Source organism: Pseudooceanicola marinus (assembly GCF_020177265.1).
Classification (GTDB): domain Bacteria; phylum Pseudomonadota; class Alphaproteobacteria; order Rhodobacterales; family Rhodobacteraceae; genus Pseudooceanicola; species Pseudooceanicola marinus_A.
This window is the reverse complement of sequence record NZ_JAIVMC010000001.1, coordinates 629,001-647,827: the sequence shown is the minus strand read 5'-3', so window position 1 is coordinate 647,827 and position 18,827 is coordinate 629,001. Positions and strand designations below refer to the sequence as shown.

General features: G+C 69.2%; 15 protein-coding genes. 6 read left to right on the top strand and 9 right to left on the bottom strand.

Going from position 1 to position 18,827, the window contains the following annotated elements; all coding sequences use genetic code 11:
• The first annotated feature begins 18 nt into the window (after positions 1 to 18).
• From LC066_RS02965 to LC066_RS02950, 4 genes are all read left to right on the top strand, one after another.
• A complete protein-coding gene (locus LC066_RS02965) occupies positions 19 to 1,986 on the top strand; it encodes a heme lyase CcmF/NrfE family subunit (protein WP_224896472.1) in 1,968 nt (655 codons plus the stop codon).
• Entirely contained in the window at positions 1,983 to 2,462 is a 480-nt protein-coding gene (locus LC066_RS02960) for a cytochrome c-type biogenesis protein (RefSeq protein ID WP_224896471.1), read from the top strand. Before LC066_RS02965 ends, LC066_RS02960 begins: the two co-directional genes overlap by 4 nt.
• Before the next feature lie 75 nt (positions 2,463 to 2,537).
• Positions 2,538 to 3,317 (top strand): enoyl-CoA hydratase-related protein, encoded by a 780-nt coding sequence (locus tag LC066_RS02955; RefSeq protein ID WP_224896470.1) that lies wholly within the window; start codon positions 2,538 to 2,540, stop codon positions 3,315 to 3,317.
• Positions 3,318 to 3,416: 99 nt separating this feature from the next.
• Positions 3,417 to 4,631 carry an MFS transporter gene (locus tag LC066_RS02950; RefSeq protein WP_224896469.1) on the top strand — a complete coding sequence of 405 codons (1,215 nt, stop codon included), beginning with the start codon at positions 3,417 to 3,419 and terminating at the stop codon, positions 4,629 to 4,631.
• A gap of 78 nt (positions 4,632 to 4,709) precedes the next feature.
• Here LC066_RS02950 and LC066_RS02945 read toward each other — a convergent pair whose 3' ends face one another.
• Both LC066_RS02945 and gltX read right to left on the bottom strand, forming a co-directional pair.
• Positions 4,710 to 6,005 carry a citrate synthase gene (locus tag LC066_RS02945; protein WP_085886909.1) on the bottom strand — a complete coding sequence of 432 codons (1,296 nt, stop codon included), beginning with the start codon at positions 6,003 to 6,005 and terminating at the stop codon, positions 4,710 to 4,712.
• 83 nt (positions 6,006 to 6,088) lie between these two features.
• Positions 6,089 to 7,498: a glutamate--tRNA ligase gene (gene gltX, locus LC066_RS02940; protein WP_224896468.1), complete on the bottom strand. Its 1,410-nt coding sequence runs from the start codon at positions 7,496 to 7,498 to the stop codon at positions 6,089 to 6,091.
• An 81-nt stretch (positions 7,499 to 7,579) separates the two neighbouring features.
• On the opposite strand from gltX, the gene LC066_RS02935 reads away from it, so the two are divergent.
• Positions 7,580 to 9,691: a ComEC/Rec2 family competence protein gene (locus tag LC066_RS02935; protein ID WP_224896467.1), complete on the top strand. Its 2,112-nt coding sequence runs from the start codon at positions 7,580 to 7,582 to the stop codon at positions 9,689 to 9,691.
• Positions 9,692 to 9,807: 116 nt separating this feature from the next.
• Here the strand turns inward: LC066_RS02935 and lexA are convergent, their stop codons facing one another.
• From lexA to trpD, 6 genes are all read right to left on the bottom strand, one after another.
• The gene (lexA, locus tag LC066_RS02930) at positions 9,808 to 10,524 is read right to left on the bottom strand and encodes a transcriptional repressor LexA (RefSeq protein ID WP_222474594.1); all 717 of its coding nucleotides are present in this window, start codon (positions 10,522 to 10,524) and stop codon (positions 9,808 to 9,810) included.
• Positions 10,525 to 10,618: 94 nt separating this feature from the next.
• Positions 10,619 to 11,803 carry a gephyrin-like molybdotransferase Glp gene (gene glp / locus LC066_RS02925; RefSeq protein ID WP_224896466.1) on the bottom strand — a complete coding sequence of 395 codons (1,185 nt, stop codon included), beginning with the start codon at positions 11,801 to 11,803 and terminating at the stop codon, positions 10,619 to 10,621.
• Positions 11,800 to 12,273: a cyclic pyranopterin monophosphate synthase MoaC gene (gene moaC / locus LC066_RS02920; RefSeq protein WP_224896465.1), complete on the bottom strand. Its 474-nt coding sequence runs from the start codon at positions 12,271 to 12,273 to the stop codon at positions 11,800 to 11,802. Before moaC ends, glp begins: the two co-directional genes overlap by 4 nt.
• A 62-nt stretch (positions 12,274 to 12,335) precedes the next feature.
• Entirely contained in the window at positions 12,336 to 13,145 is an 810-nt protein-coding gene (gene trpC, locus LC066_RS02915; RefSeq protein WP_222474591.1) for an indole-3-glycerol phosphate synthase TrpC, read from the bottom strand.
• Positions 13,142 to 13,840, bottom strand: a complete 699-nt coding sequence (locus LC066_RS02910; protein WP_224896464.1) for a uracil-DNA glycosylase — start codon at positions 13,838 to 13,840, stop codon at positions 13,142 to 13,144. Before LC066_RS02910 ends, trpC begins: the two co-directional genes overlap by 4 nt.
• Positions 13,837 to 14,856, bottom strand: a complete 1,020-nt coding sequence (trpD, locus tag LC066_RS02905; protein ID WP_224896463.1) for an anthranilate phosphoribosyltransferase — start codon at positions 14,854 to 14,856, stop codon at positions 13,837 to 13,839. The genes LC066_RS02910 and trpD overlap by 4 nt, the downstream gene beginning before the upstream one ends.
• Positions 14,857 to 15,150: 294 nt before the next feature.
• Here trpD and LC066_RS02900 point away from each other — a divergent pair, with 294 nt between their 5' ends.
• Positions 15,151 to 16,797 (top strand): divergent polysaccharide deacteylase family protein, encoded by a 1,647-nt coding sequence (locus tag LC066_RS02900; protein ID WP_224896462.1) that lies wholly within the window; start codon positions 15,151 to 15,153, stop codon positions 16,795 to 16,797.
• A gap of 155 nt (positions 16,798 to 16,952) precedes the next feature.
• Here the strand turns inward: LC066_RS02900 and LC066_RS02895 are convergent, their stop codons facing one another.
• On the bottom strand, positions 16,953 to 18,803 hold the full coding sequence (locus LC066_RS02895; protein ID WP_224896461.1) for a SurA N-terminal domain-containing protein: 1,851 nt from the start codon (positions 18,801 to 18,803) through the stop codon (positions 16,953 to 16,955).
• Positions 18,804 to 18,827 lie beyond the last annotated feature (24 nt).

Genomic DNA, 18,827 nt, shown 5'->3' with positions numbered 1-18,827 from the left:
TTCCCCTATAACCGGGCCATGATTACTGAACTCGGTCACTTCTGCCTCATCCTGGCCTTCGCGGTCGCCCTGTTCCAGACGGTGGTGCCGCTTGTCGGTGCCTGGAGGCGCTGGCCCGGCTGGATGGCCGCCGCCGAACCGGCCGCTCTGGTGCAGGCGGTGTTGGTCGGCGTCTCCTTCGCCGCGCTGACATGGGCCTTCGTGACCTCGGACTTCTCGCTGCGCCTGGTCTGGGCCAACAGCCATTCCGCCAAGCCGATGTTGTACAAAATCACCGGTGTTTGGGGGAATCACGAGGGCTCGATGCTGCTGTGGATCCTGATCGTAGCGCTGTTCGGCGGTGCGGCGGCGCTTTTCGGGACGAACCTGCCGCCCAGCTTGCGGGCGCGGGTGCTGGGGGTCCAGGGGATGATCGGCGCGGCCTTCCTGGCCTTCCTGCTGTTCACCTCGAACCCCTTCCTGCGCCTTGCGGTGCCGCCCTTCGACGGGCAGGATCTGAACCCGCTGCTGCAGGACCCGGGCCTCGCCTTCCATCCGCCCTTCCTCTACCTGGGCTACGTGGGCCTTTCTATGTCCTTCAGCTTTGCCATCGCCGCGCTGCTGGAAGGCCGGGTCGACGCCGCCTGGGGTCGCTGGGTGCGGCCCTGGACGCTGGCCGCCTGGGTCTTCCTGACCATCGGCATCGCGCTCGGCTCCTGGTGGGCCTATTACGAGCTGGGCTGGGGCGGCTTCTGGTTCTGGGATCCGGTGGAAAACGCCTCGTTCATGCCCTGGCTGGTGGCCGCTGCACTGCTGCATTCGGCCATCGTGGTGGAAAAACGCGAGAGCCTCAAAAGCTGGACCATCCTGCTGGCGATCATCGCTTTCGGCTTCTCCCTGATCGGCGCCTTCATCACCCGCTCGGGCATCATCACCTCGGTCCATGCCTTCGCCACCGACCCGGAACGCGGCGTCTTCCTGCTGGCGATCACCGCGGCCTTCATGGGGGGCGGGCTGACCCTCTTCGCGGCCCGGTCCGAGATCATGGCGTCGAAGGGGGTCTTCGGCCTGATCAGCCGCGAATCCGCGCTGGTGTTCAACAACATCCTGCTGGGCGTCGCGGCCTTCGTGGTCTTCGTGGGCACGATCTGGCCGCTGGTGTCGGAGATGGCCTTTGATCGGAAGCTGTCGGTCGGCGCGCCCTTCTTCAACATGGCTTTCACTCCCTTCATGGTGGCCCTGGGGGTCATCCTGCCGCTCGGCGCCATGCTGCCGTGGAAACGGGCCAAGCTGGGTCGGATCGCGCGCAAGCTGGTGCCGGCGGCGGTGCTGGCGGTGGCCGTGGGCGCACTGATCTGGGCGATGGAAGAGGGGCGCTCGGCCCTTGGTCCCGTCGGTCTGATGCTGGGCACCTGGCTGGTTGCCGGCAGTGTCGTCGACCTGTGGAGCCGTACGGGTAACAGCGGCTTTGCCCGCCTGGGGCGGCTGCCGCGCGCCGACTGGGGTCGGGTCGTCGCCCATGCCGGGCTGGGCGTGACCATGGCCGGGATCGCCGGCATGCTGGCCTGGCAGAGCGAGGACATCCGCGTGGTACAGATCGGCGACACGGTCGAATTGTCGGGCTACGAGATCACGCTGGAGGCGGTGAACCAGGTGCAGGGACCGAACTACGTCTCCACCATGGCCGACGTGCGGCTGTCGAAGGACGGGCGCGAGATCGGGACGATGCATCCGGAAAAACGCGTCTACCCGGTGGCCGGGATGCCGACGACCGAGGCGGCGCTGGACAACGGATTCCTGCGCGATATCTACATCGCCCTTGGTGATCCGCAGCAGGGCGGGGGCTGGGCCATGCGCAGCTACGTCAAACCGCTGGCAAACTGGATCTGGGGCGGGGCCCTCCTGATGGCCCTGGGCGGCGCTCTGTCCCTCAGCGACCGACGCTACCGGGTTGCGGCAGGCGCGGCGAAACAGGCCCGCGTGCAGCAGGGGGTGCCGGCGGAATGAGACGGATCGTGCAACCCCTGCGGGCGCTCCTCTGCCTGTCGCTGCTGGCGCTGGCATTGCCCGCCCAGGCCGTGCAACCGGACGAGATCCTGGAGGATCCCGCACTGGAGGAACGCGCGCGGGACATCTCCACCGGGCTGCGCTGCCTGGTCTGCCGGAACGAGAATATCGACGACAGCAACGCCGACCTGGCCCGCGATCTGCGCCTGCTGGTGCGCGAACGCCTGGTGGCTGGGGACAGCGACGAGGAGGTCGTTGATTTCATCGTTGCCCGCTACGGCGAATATGTTCTTTTGCAGCCCCGCGCGGGGGGCTCGAACCTGGTTCTGTGGCTGGCGGGGCCGGCCATGCTCCTGCTGGGGGGGGGCATCGGCCTGGGCTATATCCGCCGGCGCGGTCGCGCACGCGCGGCGGGCGAGGCCGACACGCTTTCGGCGGAGGAAGAGGCCCGGCTGAAGGAAATTCTGAAGAACTGACGTGATGTTCCCCTTTGACGGCGGGGCCGCCTTCGTCTTCTGTTGGGCCAACGGAAGACTGGAGGAGGCCACGCCGTGAGCTATGAGACGATCACGCTGGAGATCGAGGACGGCATCGCCGTATTGCGGCTGAACCGCCCCGATGTGATGAACGCCCTGAACACCCGCATGCGCGCCGAGATAGCGGATGCGGTGCGCGAGGCCGGGGGCAAGGCCCGGGTGTTGGTGCTGACCGCCGACGGGCGGGCCTTCTGTTCGGGCCAGGACCTGAGCGACCGGGCCTCCGCCGCGCTGCCCGACATGGAACGCACGCTGCGCGAGGAATACGTGCCGATGCTGAAGGCCATCGTCGATTGCCCGATCCCGACGATCAGCGCGGTCAACGGGGCGGCGGCCGGGGCCGGGGCCAACCTGGCGCTTTGTGCCGACGTGGTGATCGCCACCGAAAGCGCCTATTTCCTGCAGGCCTTCACCCGTATCGGTCTGGTGCCCGACGCCGGCGGCACCTATTTCCTGCCGCGCACCATCGGCAGCCAGAAGGCCATGGGCGCCGCCCTTTTCGCCGAGAAGATCACCGCCGCCCAGGCCGATGCCTGGGGCATGATCTGGGAGGCCGTGCCCGATGACGCCTTCGAGGCGACCTGGAAGGCACGCGCGGCGCATCTGGCCCAGGGACCGACGGCCAGCTACGCCGAGGTCAAGGCGCTGATCCGTGGATCCTGGGAACAGCCGGATCTGGACGGCCAGCTGGACGCCGAGGGCAAGGCCCAGGGCCGCTGCGGCCAAAGCCGCGATTTCCGCGAGGGCGTGGTGGCCTTCCTGGAAAAGCGCCCGCCGCATTTCGAGGGCCGCTGAGACCGGCGACGGCCTCTGGCACTTGTCGTCGGGGAAGGATAGCAGGGGCGCCGGAGGGCGCCCTTTTCGCGTTCGCCCTGGGCAACGGAGCTGACGCCAATGGAACGACATTCCCCGCAGGTCGAAACGGGTCCGCAGGCGGATGGCCAGGACCGGACGCAGACCGCTGCGGGGCAGGGGGGGCGGCGCCCCGACTGGCCGCTGATAGGCTGGTTCGGGGCCTCGTCGATGCTGCTGATGCCCCAGGCGGCCGCCCCGGTGGCCTTCGGCCTGTTGTCGCTGTCGCTGACCGGCGCGGCTCAGGGGGGCGCGGCGATGATGATGGTCATGACCGTGGCGCAGATCCTCTGTGCCGTGCCGATCACCCGGGCCACGGCGCACCTGTCGCCCGTCCGGGTAATCCGCTGGCTGATCCTGGCGCGGACCCTGGCCTTCGCCGGTGTGACCGCGCTGGCCCTGACCGGCGCGCCCTTCCTGTGGCTGATCCTGCTGGCGGTGCCGGCAGGGGCGGTGAACGGCGCGGCCTATGGCTACCTGCGGGCCCTGCTGGGCAGCCTGGTGCCCGAGACGCGTTTCCCCCGGGCGCTCGGCATTGCCTCGACCCTGAACGAGCTGACCTTTGTCACCGGTCCCGTCGCGGCCTCGGCCTTGGGGGCGATCGACCCGGTCTGGGCGGTGCTGGCGCTGACCCTGGCCGGCGCGCTGCCGGCGCTGCTGGTGCCCAACGTCGAGGTCGAGACGCCCGAGATGCCCGAGGGCGGCGCGCGGTTGCTGACCGGGCGGGTCCAGCTGTGGCTGGCCTGCGCGGCGGCCGGCGGGGCGACGGTGGCGGCGCTGGAGGTGGGGGCGGTGGCCCTGGCCCTGCGGTTCGAGCAGGCGCCGACCATGGCCGTGCTGTTTACCGTGCCGCTCTGTGCGGCGTCGGTTTGCGGCGGGCTCTGGGTCAGTTTCCGGAACCGCATGGCGCGGCATCCGGTGGTGGTGGCCCAGCTCTGCGTCATGGCGGCGGGCATCGGGCTGGTGGCCGCGGGCCTGTCCCTGCCCCTGACCATCCTGGGCGCCATGCTGGTCGGCGCGGTGTTGCCGCCCCTCGGGACGACCTACATGCTGGTCGTCGACCGCCTGGTGCCCCGGCACCGCCGCGCGGAGGCTTTTGCCATGATCCGGACGGCCAATGCCATCGGCGTGATCTTCGCCAGCGGCCTCTTGGCGCTGACGTCGCTGCCTCTGGCCTTGCTGGCGGTGGCCGTGGTCATGGCCGCGATGGCGGCTCTGGTCGCGGTGAACCCGCGTGCCATGGGCGATGCGGTCTGATCCGGCACAGCACCCGGCGACAAACGGAAAAGGGCGGCTCCGAGGAGCCGCCCTTTCGCATCTCGCAAGATCCGCCGCTCAGCGGTTCTCGACATCCACGTAGTCGCGTGCGGTCTCGCCAACGTAAAGCTGACGCGGACGACCGATGCGCATGCCCGGATCCTCGATCTGTTCCTTCCACTGCGAGATCCAGCCGACGGTCCGCGACAGGGCGAAGATCGGGGTGAACATCGAGGTGGGGAAGCCCATGGCCTCCAGGATGACGCCGGAATAGAAATCGACGTTCGGGAACAGCTTCTTCTCGGCGAAGTAGGGATCGGCGAGGGCCTGCTTTTCCAGTTCCTTGGCGGTAGCCAGGATCGGGTTGTCCTCGACGCCCAGCAGTTCCAGCACCTCGTCGGCGGATTCCTTCATCACCGTCGCGCGGGGATCGAAGTTCTTGTAGACGCGGTGGCCGAAGCCCATCAGGCGGAACGGGTCGTTCTTGTCCTTGGCGCGGGCAATGAACTCGGGGATGCGATCGGGGGTGCCGATTTCTTTCAGCATCTCCAGGCAGGCCTGGTTGGCGCCACCGTGGGCGGGGCCCCAGAGGCAGGCGATGCCGGCGGCGATGCAAGCAAACGGGTTCGCACCCGAGGACGACGCCAGACGCACGGTCGAGGTCGAGGCGTTCTGCTCGTGGTCCGCATGCAGGGTGAAGATACGGTCCATGGCGCGGGCCAGGATCGGGTTCACCTGATAGTCCTCGGCCGGAACGGCAAAGCACATGCGCAGGAAGTTGGACGCATAGTCCAGGTCGTTGCGCGGATACACGAAGGGCTGGCCGATCGTGTACTTGTAGGCCATGGCGGCGATGGTCGGCATCTTGGCGATCAGGCGGATCGAGGCGACCTCGCGCTGCCAGGGATCGTTGATGTCGGTGCTGTCATGGTAGAAGGCGGACATGGCACCGACGACGCCGACCATGATGGCCATCGGGTGCGCGTCGCGGCGGAAGCCGGTGAAGAAGCGGTGCATCTGTTCATGCACCATGGTGTGCTTGGTGACGCGGCTTTCGAAATCTTCCAGCTGGGCGGCATCGGGCAGCGCGCCGTAGAGCAGCAGGTAGCAGACTTCGAGGTAATGCGACTTCGAGGCCAGCTGGTCGATCGGATAGCCGCGGTGCAGCAGCTCACCCTTTTCACCGTCGATGTAGGTGATGGTGGAGTCGCAGGACGCGGTGGAGGTGAAGCTCGGGTCATAGGTGAACATGCCCGTGGTGCCGTAAAGCTTGCGGATGTCGATGACATCGGGTCCGGCGGAGGGCGAAAGCACCGGGAATTCGTAGCTTTGGCCGTCGACAGTCAGAGTCGCCGTCTTGGTAGGTTCAGACATTATATATCCCTTCCTCTGTTCCCGCACCGGCCCGCGTCAGCCGCCCGGCGCCCCTTCTTTTCACGGTGCTTCTCAACGAAGGGTTAATCGGCACCTTTGCTGGCATCCTGCAGCCGGAGGACCGTTTCCTCCTGGCCCAGAACCAGCATCATGTCATAGACGCTCGGGGTTGCGGTGCGCCCGGCCAGGGCTGCGCGCAGGGGCGCTGCCAGCTGGCCGAATTTCATCTCACGATCCTCGGCGAATACGGTCAGTATCCCCTCCAGATCCTGACGGGTCCAGCTAGCACTTTGCAAGTGCGGCGTCAATTCAGTCAGTATACCGATGGATACTGCGTCCAGGTTCTTGGCCGCTTTCTCCTCGATCTCCAGGGGGCGTTCTGCCAGGCAGAAATGAGCCTTTTCAAGGAGTTCGGGGAAGGTCTTGGCTCGCTCCTTCAGGAAGGGCATGGCCTGTTCCAGAAGGTAAAATTTTTGTTCCGTCAGAGGTTCGGCCCCGGTGGCGGCCAGGAAACCCTGCAGTTCTTGCAGCAGTGCAGCATCTTCCGCTGCGGCAATATGCTGACCGCAGATATTGGCCAGTTTCTTGAAGTCGAACCGGGCCGGTGCCTTGTTCATCCCGTCGAAGCCGAACCACTCCATCGCTTGGGCATCGGTGAAGAATTCGTCGTCGCCGTGGGACCAGCCGAGGCGGGCCAGGTAGTTGCGAACGCCCGCGGCCGGGTAACCCATATCGCGGTATTCCTCGACGCCCAGTGCGCCGTGGCGCTTCGACAGTTTCTTGCCGTCTGGGCCGTGGATCAGCGGGATATGGGCATAGGTCGGCAGGGGCCATCCCATGGCGGTGTAGATGCCCATCTGGCGGGCGGCGTTGTTCAGGTGGTCATCGCCCCGGATCACCGTGTTGACGCCCATGTCGTGGTCATCCACGACCACCGCCAGCATGTAGACCGGCGTGCCGTCCGAGCGCAGAAGGATCATGTCGTCCAGCTGATCGTTGCGGATCTTCACTGGCCCCTGCACCTGGTCGTCGATCACCGTTTGGCCGTCCAGCGGGGTCTTCAGGCGGATGACGTAGGGCGCGTCCGGGTGCGTGGCCGGATCGGCATCGCGCCAGGGGCTCTGGAACAGGGTGGAGCGTTTCTCGGCCCGGGCCGCCTCGCGAAAGGCCTCGATCTCCTCCTGGGTGGAGAAGCACTTGTAGGCCTGGCCCTTCTCCAGCATCTCCAGCGCCACCTCGCGGTGGCGGTCGGCGCGGTCGAACTGGCTGACGATCTCGCCGTCGTGGTCCAGACCCAGCCAGGTCATGCCGTCGATGATCGCCTGGGTCGCCTCGGGGGTCGAGCGGGCGCGGTCCGTGTCCTCGATCCGCAGCAGGAATTTGCCGCCGCGACCGCGGGCGTAAAGCCAGTTGAACAGCGCGGTACGCGCGCCGCCGATGTGCAGGAAACCCGTGGGCGAAGGGGCAAAGCGGGTGACGATCTGGTCGGACAAGACGACGATCCTAACGTTTGATTAACCATGCGCTGTGTAGCGTTCCGGGCATTGTCTATCGGTGGGCCGGAGGCGAGACAAGTGCGGCAGCTTGGCGAAATCCTCAGCGGCGCAGCCCTGGCGCAGCGCGGGCACCTGTTTCACTGGGCGCCGGTGGCCCTTGCCTGCGGGATCGGGGCCTATTTCGCCCTGCGGATCGAACCCGCGCCGGGTCTGCGCGCAGGCCTCTGGGCGCTGGCGGCGGTGCTCTGTCTTCTCGGGATCCGGGCGGGCCGTCGCGGCCGTGCCCTGCTGCAGCCGGCCTGTTTCGGGCTGGCCCTACTGGCGGGGGGCGTGGCGCTGGCCTCGGTCCGGGCGCAGACGGTCGCCGGGCCGGTCCTGGGCTGGCGCTACTACGGGCCTGTGGAGGGTCGCATCGTCGGGATTGACCGTTCCGCCTCCGATGCGCCCCGGCTGACGCTGGATCGGGTCAGGCTGGACCGCATGGCGCCGGAGGAGATACCGGCGCGGGTTCGGATTTCCCTGCACGGGCCCGAGGGCACCCTGCCGCGCCCCGGCGCACGGGTGATGACCACGGCCTTTCTCTCGCCGCCCGGCGGTCCGGTGGAACCCGGCGGCTTCGACTTCCGTCGTCATGCCTGGTTCCAGCGCCTCGGCGGCGTCGGCTATACCCGCGTCCCGCTGTTGTCCGTCGCCCCGCCGGAACCAGGCGAGGCGCGGGTCTTTCGTGCGCGCATGGCCATCTCGGCGGCTTTCCGGGCGCGGCTTCCGGGCGAGACGGGGGCCTTTGCCGCCGCCATCACCGCCGGCGACCGCTCGGCCATGGGCCAGGAAACGTTGCAGGATCTGCGGGTGTCGAACCTGGCACACCTGCTGGCGATCTCGGGTCTGCACATGGGGCTGTTGACGGGGTTCGTCTTCATGGCGGTGCGGAGGGTGCTGGTGCTGTCGCGCCATGCCGCGCTCTACTGGCCGGTGCGCAGCATGGCGGCGGCTGCGGCGCTGGCGGTGGCCTGTGTCTACTTGGCGCTGTCGGGCGGTTCGATCGCCACGGAACGGGCCTTCGTCATGGTCGCCGTGGCGCTGGTCGCCGCCATGGCGCTCCGCCGGGCACTGACCCTGCGGGCCGTGGCCCTGGCGGCGCTGGTGGTGCTGGGGCTTCGGCCGGAGGCGCTCTTGTCGCCGGGCTTCCAGATGTCCTTTGCCGCCACCCTGTCGCTGGTCTGGGTCTTCTCCCTGCTTAAGGGTCGCGACTGGCCGGGACGCGGCTGGAAGGGCCGGGCGATCACCCTGGTGCTCTCCTCGGCGGTCGCGGGGCTGGCCACGGCGCCGGTGGCGGCGGCACAGTTCAACCAGGTGGCGCACTACGGGCTGATCGCCAACCTTCTGTCGGTGCCGATCATGGGCACCTTCGTCATGCCGGCGGCGCTGATCGCGGTCCTGCTCATGCCCCTGGGGTTGGAGGCGCTGCCGCTCCTCGTCATGGGCTGGGGCCTCGACTGGATCCTCTGGGTGGCACAGATGGTCGCCGGGCTGGAGGGCGCGCGCGGCACCGTCCCCACGCCGCCCCCGGCAACGCTGCCGCTGCTGGCGCTCGGGGCGCTGACAGTCATGCTCTGGGTCGGGCGCGGGCGATGGCTCGGCCTGGCGCCGATGGCGCTGGCGGCGCTGCTGTGGGTCCGGGCGGAGCGGCCCCAGGTCCTGATCGCGGAAACCGGCGGTTTGGTCGGCGTGCTGACGGAGGCGGGACGGGCGCTATCCCGTGAACGCTCGGAAAGCTTCGCCGCCCGGGTCTGGCTGGAGAATGATGGCGATGCCGCCCCGCAGGAGGACGCTGCGGCGCGCTGGTCGGCACCACCTGGGATCCGCCATGCGACCGGCAAGCGGGCGGCGGCGGCCGAAGGTCCCTGTGGGGCCGGAGAGATCCTGGTGCTGAACGTGCCCTCTGCGGAGGCTCCGGACGCGTCGGGCTGCGACATCTACGATCCCGCGCGCCTCCGGCGAACCGGTTCGGTGGCAGTCCTGGGCATGGGCGCTGACAGTCGCGTCGTCACGGCGCGGGAGCGGAGCGGGGCGCGTTTGTGGAACACCGAAGCCCTGCGCCGCGCGGCGCTGGAGCGGCCTCGCTGGGACATCCGCGCTGTCTGGCGTGGCAAGGGTGACGGCTTCGGGCCCGTCAACTCCTCGGATTGAAGATCGCTGCAGGGGCGCGTGCGCCGGGCCCGTCGATGGTTTCACAGAGGCCGATGGACAAAGACCCCACCGTTGCCGGCGGGGCCTGTGCTGCATCTCAGAGACGTCGAGCCGGATCAGTAGGTGCGGATCAGGCCGACGAGGCGGCCCTGCACGCGGACCTGATTGGCGGGCAGGGTGCGGGTGGCATAGGCGGGGTTCGCCGCCACCAGATCCACCGACCCGGACTTGCGATAGATCTTCTTCAGCGTCGCTTCCTGGTCTTCGACCAGGGCCACGACGATGTCACCGTCATCCGCGGTCGCGCCTTCGCGGATGATGACCACGTCGCCGTCGTTGATCCCGGCATCGATCATCGAGTCGCCGTTCACCTCCAGCGCGAAATGGCTGTCGCCGCGGGCCAGCATGGCCTGGGGCACGGCGATATGCGACGAGATCTCGGAGATCGCCTCGATCGGGACACCGGCGGCGATGCGGCCCATGACGGGCAGTTCCATCGCATGCATCACCTCCATCGCGGCGCTGGCGGCGGGGCGTGCGGCGGCGGCCGGTTCGGCGCCGCTCTCAATCGGCTTGGGCTTGGATGCGCTGCTGCCGGCGGCCTCCTTGGCGGCGAGGCTGTCGGGCAGTTTCACGATCTCGATCGCCCGGGCGCGGTGCGCCAGACGGCGGATGAACCCGCGTTCTTCCAGCGCCGTGATCAGCCGGTGGATGCCGGACTTCGACCGCAGGTCCAGCGCCTCCTTCATCTCGTCGAAGGAAGGCGGCACGCCATCCTGCTGCATCCGCTTGTGGATGAATTCCAACAGGTCGAGCTGTTTCCGGGTCAGCATGGGGCGCTCCTGCACAATATCTTGGGGTGTGTTCTACTGCTGTTCCCGTTTTGTGTCAACAGCTGCCCGGCAGGAGAACAAAACCGAAGATCCGTCAGATCGGCAGGTAGGGCAGGATCTCGCCGGCCTGGGCGGCAGGGGCGTGCGGCGGGCGCTGGATCAGCGCACCGGCCTCCGACAAGATCGACAGGAGCGAGCTGTCCTGGCTGTCGAAGGCGCGCAGCCCCTCGGGCGACAGGCGGGCCCGCATGTAGTGCATGCGCGGGCCATTGGCGGGCAGGGGCGCCAGCAGCGGGGCATGCGCCAGCGGCGCTGGCTCCCGGGCCAGACCCTGGAAGGCGCGCAGGACGGGGGCTGCGAAAACATGGCCGCAGACCATGGCCGAGACGGGATTGCCGGGCAGGCCGATCATCATCGCGCCGCCCAGGTCGGCCCACATGCGTCCCGCCATCAGCGGTTTTCCGGGCCGCATCGCCACCTTGTAGAAGCTCTGCTCCATGCCCAGCTCGCCCGCCACGCGGCCCACCAGGTCATGATCTCCCACCGAGGCGCCGCCTATGGTCACCACCAGGTCGGCGTCGGCCGCCAGGTGGAAGGCGCTTTCCAGAGACGCCCGGGTGTCGCGGGCAATGGGCAGGATGCGGGGGCGCGCGCCGAGGGTGCGGAACAGCGCCTCCAGCCCGAAGGTGTTGGAGGCGACGATCTGGTCGGGGCCGGGATCCTCGCCCGGCAGGACCAGCTCATCCCCGGTGGAAATCAGCGCGACCGTGGGCTGGCGCGAGACCGTTACGGTGGGCTGGTTCATCGCCGCCAGCAGGGCCACGTCGGCGGGGCGCAGCAGGCGCGGCGCGGCGAAGGTGTCGCCCTGGCGGAAATCGACCCCGGCGGGGCGAATATGCGGGCCGGCGTCCAGCGGATCGGTCAGGGTGATGATGTCGCCGGTGCGGGTCACGTCCTCCTGCAGGACGACACGTGTCGCGCCCTCGGGCACCGGGGCGCCGGTGAAGATGCGCACGGCCTGGCCCGGTTTCACCTGGCCCTCGAACCGGCGGCCGGCGGCGCTTTCGCCTATGACGCGGAACATGGCGTGGGGCTGGGCCTCCTCGGCGATCACCGCGTAGCCGTCCATGGCCGACCCGGGGAAGGGCGGCTGGTCGCGGAAGGCGTGGACATCAGCGCGCATGACGCGGCCCGCGGCCTCGCGCAGGGGCACCTCTTCGGTGCCAAGCGGACGGACGAGGGCGAAAAGGGCGTCCAGCGCCGCTTCGACGGAGATCATTGCGCCTCGAAGCGGCCGGATTTGCCGCCGTCCTTCAGCACGACCCGAAGGCCACCGATTTCCATGCCGCGATCTGCGGCCTTGACCATGTCGTAGACGGTCAGCGCGGCGGTGGAGGCGGCGGTCAGCGCCTCCATCTCCACGCCGGTCTGGCCGGAGGTCTTCACCGTTGCCTCGATGCGCAGGCCGGGCAGGGTGTCATCCGGGGTGATCTCCACGCTCGCCTTGGTGATCGGCAGCGGGTGACACAGCGGGATCAGATCGGAGGTCTTCTTCGCCCCCATGATCCCCGCGAGCCGAGCGATGCCGGCCACGTCGCCCTTCTTGGTCTCGCCGGAAGTGATCAGGCGCAGCGTTTCGGGCTGCATCTTCACCCAGGCGGCGGCGGTGGCGATCCGTGCCGTCACCGCCTTGTCGGAGACATCGACCATATGGGCGTCGCCCTTGCCGTCGAAATGGGTCAGAGCCATCGGCGCGGTTCCTCTCGTGGGTCGTTGGTCAGGCCGTCGGCCCGACGGGTCCGGGGAGGGGCTTACAGCCCGCCGCCGGCAGGTTGCGCCAGCAGCCGCCGGGTGGCCGAGGCTACGTCGTCTTCGCGCATCAGGCTTTCGCCGATCAGGAAGCAGCGCGCGCCGAAGCGGGCCAGGTCGGCCAGGTCGTCGGGTCCGGTCAGCCCGCTTTCGGCCACCAGGATACGATCCTCCGGGGCCAGGCGCGAAAGCTTGCGGGTGGTGTCCAGCGAGGTCTCGAAGGTTTTTAGATCGCGGTTGTTGATCCCCAGAAGGCGGCTTTTCAGCGAAGAGGCGCGGGTCAGCTCTTCTTCGTTGTGCACCTCGATCAGCGCATCCATGCCCCAGTGATGGGCGGCATCTTCCAGCTCCAGCGCCTGGGCGTCGCTGACAGAGGCCATGATGATCAGGATGCAGTCCGCGCCCAGGGCGCGGGCCTCGGCCACCTGGTAGGTGTCATACATGAAATCCTTGCGCAGGACGGGCAGGTCGCAGGCCTCGCGCGCCTGCACGAGGAATTCCTTGGCGCCCTGGAACGACGGCGTGTCGGTCAGCACCGAAAGGCAGGCCGCGCCGCCTTCGGCATAGGCGGCAGCGATGCTGGCCGGGTCGAAATCCTCGCGGATCAGACCCTTCGACGGCGAGGCCTTCTTGACCTCCGCGATCAGGCCATAGCCCGAGCGTGAGGCCTCGTGCAGCGCGTCGGCGAAGCCGCGCACGGCGGGGGCGTCCTTGGCCTCGGCCTCGACCTCCGCCAGGGGCTTGGCCTCCTTGTCGGCGGCGATTTCGTCCAGCTTGTAGGCCTTGATGCGGTCCAGCACGGTATCGCTCATCTCTGGGCTCCCTCGGTCGCGGACCTGGCGCCGGTCCAATCAATTTCGCCTTCCCCTCTCGCTCTAAGCCACTTGTTCACGCTTGAAAATGGGCGTGAGCCGAAAAAACCCCGGCGTGCGGAGAGCGGTGACGGGTGCGGAGACATCACGATCAAATGATCGTCCCCGGCAATATAACGCGCAAACCCCTGCGCAGGTTTCCCCCACAACAGGAAGGCGCGCGGGCGGTCCGACAGCCGCTCCAGCACCTGTTGCGTCAGGCGGGACCAGCCGAGTTTCGCATGCGCCCCGGCCTCGCCCGCCGGGACAGAAAGCGCGGTGTTCAGCAGCAGCACGCCCTGGGCGGCGAGGAACCGCAGGTCGGCGCTGTCCGGGCAGCCGCCCAGATCCGCCTGCATTTCCTTGTAGATATTGCCCAGAGATCGCGGCAGCGGGCGCACATGGGGCTCCGCCGAGAAGGCAAGGCCGTGGGCATGGCCAGGGGTCGGGTAGGGGTCCTGGCCCAGGATGACCACGCGCGTCGCGTCGGGCGGGCAGGCCGCCAGCGCGGCGAAACGCTGTGGCGCGGGGGGCAGGATCTGCCGCGTCTCCGCCGCCAAGGCGGTGGCGATGCGCGGGTAGTCGTCGGCGAAGAAGGGCAGATCGGCCCAGGGGCCGGGCGGGGTGGGCTGGCTGTCGGGGAGGGTGTCGCTCATGCGGCGGAGGTCAGTCGGGCCAGCGCCTCGACCTTGGCCAGGGCCGCGCCGCTGTCGATGCTTTCGGCGGCGATGCCGGTCGCCTCCTTCAGGTCGTCTGTGCGGCCCGAGACGACCAGGGCGGCAGCGGCGTTCAGCAGCACCGCGTCGCGGTAGGCCGATTGCGCGCCGTTCAGCAGCGCGCGGAAGGCGGCGGCGTTATGGGCGGGCGTGCCGCCGATGATCTCCTCGAAGGGATGGATGGGCAGGCCGGCCTCTTCGGGGTGCAGCTCGAACTCGCGCACGGTGCCGTCCGTCTCCAGCCCCGCGACCCAGGAGATGCCGGAGATTGCCAGCTCGTCCGTGCCGTCCGAGCCATGCACCAGCCAGGCCTTCTCGGAGCCGAGGGCGCCCAGGGTTTCGGCCATCGGGCGGATCACCTCGCGGGAATAGGCGCCGGTCAGCTGGCGGGTGACGCCCGCCGGGTTGGTCAGCGGCCCGAGGATGTTGAAGATCGTGCGCGTGCCCAGCTCGACTCGCGCCGGGCCGACGTGCGCCATGGCCGGGTGATGCATCGGCGCCATCATGAAGGCGATGCCGGTCTCGGTCAGCGCCTTTTCCACCACCTCGGGGCCGACCATCACCTGCACGCCCATCTGCGACAGCGCGTCGGCCGCGCCGGATTTCGAGCTGAGGTTGCGGTTGCCGTGCTTGGCCACCGGCACGCCCGCGCCCGCCACCACGAAGGCCGTGGCGGTGGAGATGTTCAGCGTGCCCTTGCCGTCACCGCCGGTGCCGACGATGTCCATGGCGCCGGCCGGCGCAGTCACCTTGTGGCATTTCGAGCGCATCACGGCGGCGGCGGCGGTATATTCCTCCACCGTCTCGCCCCGGGTGCGCAACGCCATCAGGAAGCCGCCGATCTGGGCCGGTGTCGCCTCGCCGTCGAAAAGGATCTGGAAGGCCTGTCCGGCCTCCTCCCGGCTCAGGGCGCGGTCTGCGGCGGCGGAGATGAGGGGCTTCAGGGCGTCGGACATTCGGGCTCTCCTCACCCCCTTTCCGAGGGCGGATATGGTGGTATAGTTTCGGCGGGCCCCAAGGGACGGGGCCCTGCATAGATCCCGCGCCAGCCCGGCAGCGTCAAGAGCCGTTCGGGGCCGACGTGCGGGGCAAGCAACAGGGCAGGGGCCCGTGACGGTAGGGGCCCGTGAGGTAGGGGCCCGTGACGGCGGTCCGACAGAGGCCCGGGCGCAAGACCCGGAGAGAGCGAGAGAGACAACGTGGCACGCGGCACGATTTCGGGGTTTGTCTGGGGCACCTTGCTCTCGGGCATGGCATTGGCAACCGCATCGCTGACGGCGCCGCCGCCGGGTTGGTCGCCGCCGGCGGCCCCGGCCAGCCCGGCCACCACGCCTGATCCCGCGCCGGCGCCTGCCCCGGACGACAGCGGGTCGGAAGAGGCGCCGGCGGACGATCCGCAGGAGACGGCCACCGAGGCCCCCGACAGCAGCGCCGCGCCGGCCGAGACCGGCGCCGCCACCGACACCCCGTCGGTCGAGGACGCCCCGTCCCCCGACAGCGCCGAGGCCGCCGCGCCGGAGGCCGGGGCCGCCGAGATCCCGGCAGAGTCCGAGTTCAACCGGGGCGCCGGGGATGTGCTGCCCGATCTGCCGCGTGGCGAGCCGGCCACGTCCGGCGCACCGGCCGCCCCGCGTCCCGCCGCCGATGCGGGCGGTGCCGCCCCGGCCACGCAATCCGACAGCGCCCCGGCGCCCGATGTGGCCCAGGCCCTGTCGCAACCCCGTGTCGAGGACGGCGCGGGCGAGGTGGCCCCGGCGCTGGATGGGGCTGCCGATCCGGCCCGCCCCGAAGGCGAGGCCCCAGAGGTGTCCGCTCCTGTCGCCGAAGTGGAGCCCGAGGCGCCGACGACGCCGACCGTCGCAGCCCCGGCGGAGACGCAGGCAGAGCAGGGCGCCGATCAACCCGCCGCGGGTGAGGCGATCGACCTGCCTGCCGCAGGCTTCCCGCAGGGGGATCTGGACGCGATCGGCGCAGCGCCCCAGGGGGCGGGCACCCTCCCGCCGGAGAGTCTTCCGACCCCGGCAGAGGAGCCTGCCGCACGCCCCCGGCTGCCGCAAATCGGGGCGGAGGAGGAGGCAGTCGAGTCGACCGATCCGAGCGACGTGGCCCCCGAGGTCGCCACCACCGCCCCGCGCCTGCCGGGGCAGGGCAGCACCGGCCCGCTGACCGAGCGCGGTGCGCAGAGCGCCACCGCGCCGGAGGCCGCCACGCCCGACCTGCCGCCGATCGAGGCCTTTGCCGCCGACTACGACGCCGACGACCCGCGACCGCGGATGGCCATCGTGCTGATCGACGAGGGCGATGACCGGGTCAGCATGAACTCCCTGCGCAGCTTCCCCTATCCGCTGAGCTTTGCCGTGGATGCCAGCCGTCCCGACGCGGCGCTGGCGATGCAGGCCTACCGCGCCGCCGGGTTCGAGGTGCTGCTGCGCGCCGACCTGCCCGAGGGCTCGACCCCCGGCGACGTGGAAACCGCCGCCCAGACCTGGTTCGCCGAGGTGCCCGAGGCGGTGGCGGTGATGGAAGAGGGGCCGGGCCTGCTGCAACGGGGCAGCGAGACCTCGGAACAGCTGGCCGAGGTGCTGGCCGACAGTGGTCATGGCCTGCTGCTCTACCCGGAGGGGCTCGACACTGCGCGCAAGCTGGCCGTGCGAGAAGGCGTGCCGGCTGTCACATTGTTCCGCGACTTTGACGCGCAGGGGGAGGACGCGCGGGTGATCCGACGCTTCCTCGACTACGCCGCGCTGAAATCCGAACAGGAGGGCGGGGTCATCATGGTGGGCCGTCTGCGCCCCGAGACCGTCTCGGCGCTGCTGGTCTGGGGGCTGGCGGAGCGCGCCAACCAGGTGCACCTGGTCCCGGCCTCGGCGGTCCTGACCGACGCCCTGCCAGAGTAGGCACCCGGCGCGGCCTCCAAGGCATGACCCCGAAACGCCAGGTGCAGGCAACGCGAGGCTGGTAGCAGCCCCTCGGAGATACGAAAAAGGCGGAGGCCAACCGGCCCCCGCCTTTTTTCGTTGCAGCCTTTGTGCCCCGGAGGGGGCGCCCCGCCTCAGCGGAACTGGGCGTGGATCGCGTTCAGCGCATCCTGGTCGATCCGCACGTCCTTGCTGTTGCGCACATCGGTCATGTAGGCGCTGTAGATCTCCTGCGACAGCGCGTTGGAGACCTGGGCCGTGACCTGCTGGCGCAGCTCGGTGGCGCGGGGATCATCCTCTGCCGGGGGGGTGATCGCATCGAGGCGGGCCAGGATCACGGCGCCGAAGCCCTGCGACACGGTCAGCGCGCCCTCTTCCATCTCGAAGACCTCGGCGTTGAAGCCGCGCGGCGTGCCCAGCACGGCGCCGTTGCGGGTCACCTGGGGCTCGACCATGACGGTCAGGCCCATGTCGGTGGCCGCGTCCTCCAGCGTTTCGCCGGCTTCCACACGGTCGATGATCGCCTGGGCCTTCTCGGTCAGCGCGTCATCGGTCTGGGCGGCTTCCCAGTTGTCGGCCACGCGCTCCGCCACGTCCTCGAAGGGCTCGGGGGCGGGGGGCAGGACCTCGTCCAGGCGCATGGCGTAGATGCCGCCATCGTCCAGCTGCAGGATCTCCGGGTAGTCGTCCGACGACAGGGCGGTGGCCGCGTCCTCGAAATCGGCATAGGCGGCGATTCCCTCGGACAGGCCCGGGTACCAGTCGACCGTGCCCAGCTCCATCTCGGTTTCCGCGGCCAGGTCTTCCAGCGTGGCGCCGCCGGCCAACAGGTCTTCGGCGGGTTCGGCCTGGGCCTGCACGGCGCGGCGCGCGGCGTCGGCGGCCAGCTCCTCGCGGATCATCAGAGAGGCGGTGCCGTAGTCGACCGAGGTGGCCGCCAGAACGCCGTTGACGCGGAAGAGCGCGGGGCCGAGGTCGCTGTCGACCGGGCCCACGATGGCGCCGCTGTTGGCCTCGAAGACGGTCTCGGCAGCGGTGCCGAGGTCATCACGCGACACGTCGCCCAGGTCCACGTCGTTCAGGGTCAGGCCGCGATCCTCGACCAGGGTCTCGAAATCGGTCTCGCCTGCCTCAATCTGGTCCCGCGCCGCCTGGGCGGCGGCCTCGTCGACGAAGGGCAGGCGTTCGACCAGGCGCCGCTCGGGCTGTTCGAACTGGTCGATCCGGTCCTCATAGACCTGGCGAATGGCGCTGTCATCGACGGGCACCGTGTCCACCAGCGCATCGGGCGACAGAAGCGCATAAGTGATGCGCTTCTTCTCCGGCGCGGTGTAGTCGTCGATGTTTTCCTCGTAGAAGGCGCGCAGCTCCTGCTCGGTCGGATCCGGGATCGGCGCGTCCAGCTGATCGACGCCCATGCGGATCATGCTGACCTGACGGGTTTCGGCGAGGAAAGCGACCAGCGTGTCGGAGTAGGTCGCGGGCATCTCGGTGGCCGACACAACGGCGGCCTGCAGGATCGAGCGGGCAGTTTCGGCGCGCAGGTCGCTCTCGAACTCCTCCTCCGTCAGGCCGGCGTTATCCAGCGCGAAGGTGTAGCTGTCGCGGGAGAAGCTGCCGTCGGGGCCCTGGAAGGCCTGGATCTGCAGGATCTGGTCGCGCAGGGTGCCATCGCCCACCGACAGGCCCAGCCGGTCGGCCTCGGCGTCCAGCGCGCGGTTCGACACCAGCCGCGCCAGAACCCCTTCGGGCAGACCGAAGGCCTGGGCCTGTTCGAAGGTCATCGCCTGGCCCATCTGCTGCCCCAGCTGGTTCATCTGGTTCTGCAGCTCGCGCGAGTAGCTGTCGATGCGCACGGGCTTGCCCTCCACCGTCGCCACCCGGCTGACGGAGCCGGTGAAGCTGGTGGCGCCGAAGCCCCCGAGCCCGAGAATGAGCAGGGCCATGATGATCCACATGGCCCCCTTGGATTTCTTGCTCGCCATGCGGCAACCTCCGGTTTTTGCTGC

Coding starts and splice junctions, on each gene's coding strand:
- LC066_RS02965 (WP_224896472.1), top strand. CDS start 19: ATGATTACTGAACTCGGTCACTTCTGCCTCATCCTGGCCTTCGCGGTC.
- LC066_RS02960 (WP_224896471.1), top strand. CDS start 1,983: ATGAGACGGATCGTGCAACCCCTGCGGGCGCTCCTCTGCCTGTCGCTG.
- LC066_RS02950 (WP_224896469.1), top strand. CDS start 3,417: ATGGAACGACATTCCCCGCAGGTCGAAACGGGTCCGCAGGCGGATGGC.
- LC066_RS02945 (WP_085886909.1), bottom strand. CDS start 6,005: ATGTCTGAACCTACCAAGACGGCGACTCTGACTGTCGACGGCCAAAGC.
- lexA (WP_222474594.1), bottom strand. CDS start 10,524: ATGCTGACCCGGAAACAGCTCGACCTGTTGGAATTCATCCACAAGCGG.
- glp (WP_224896466.1), bottom strand. CDS start 11,803: ATGATCTCCGTCGAAGCGGCGCTGGACGCCCTTTTCGCCCTCGTCCGT.
- moaC (WP_224896465.1), bottom strand. CDS start 12,273: ATGGCTCTGACCCATTTCGACGGCAAGGGCGACGCCCATATGGTCGAT.
- trpC (WP_222474591.1), bottom strand. CDS start 13,145: ATGAGCGATACCGTGCTGGACCGCATCAAGGCCTACAAGCTGGACGAA.
- LC066_RS02910 (WP_224896464.1), bottom strand. CDS start 13,840: ATGAGCGACACCCTCCCCGACAGCCAGCCCACCCCGCCCGGCCCCTGG.
- trpD (WP_224896463.1), bottom strand. CDS start 14,856: ATGTCCGACGCCCTGAAGCCCCTCATCTCCGCCGCCGCAGACCGCGCC.
- LC066_RS02900 (WP_224896462.1), top strand. CDS start 15,151: ATGGCATTGGCAACCGCATCGCTGACGGCGCCGCCGCCGGGTTGGTCG.
- LC066_RS02895 (WP_224896461.1), bottom strand. CDS start 18,803: ATGGCGAGCAAGAAATCCAAGGGGGCCATGTGGATCATCATGGCCCTG.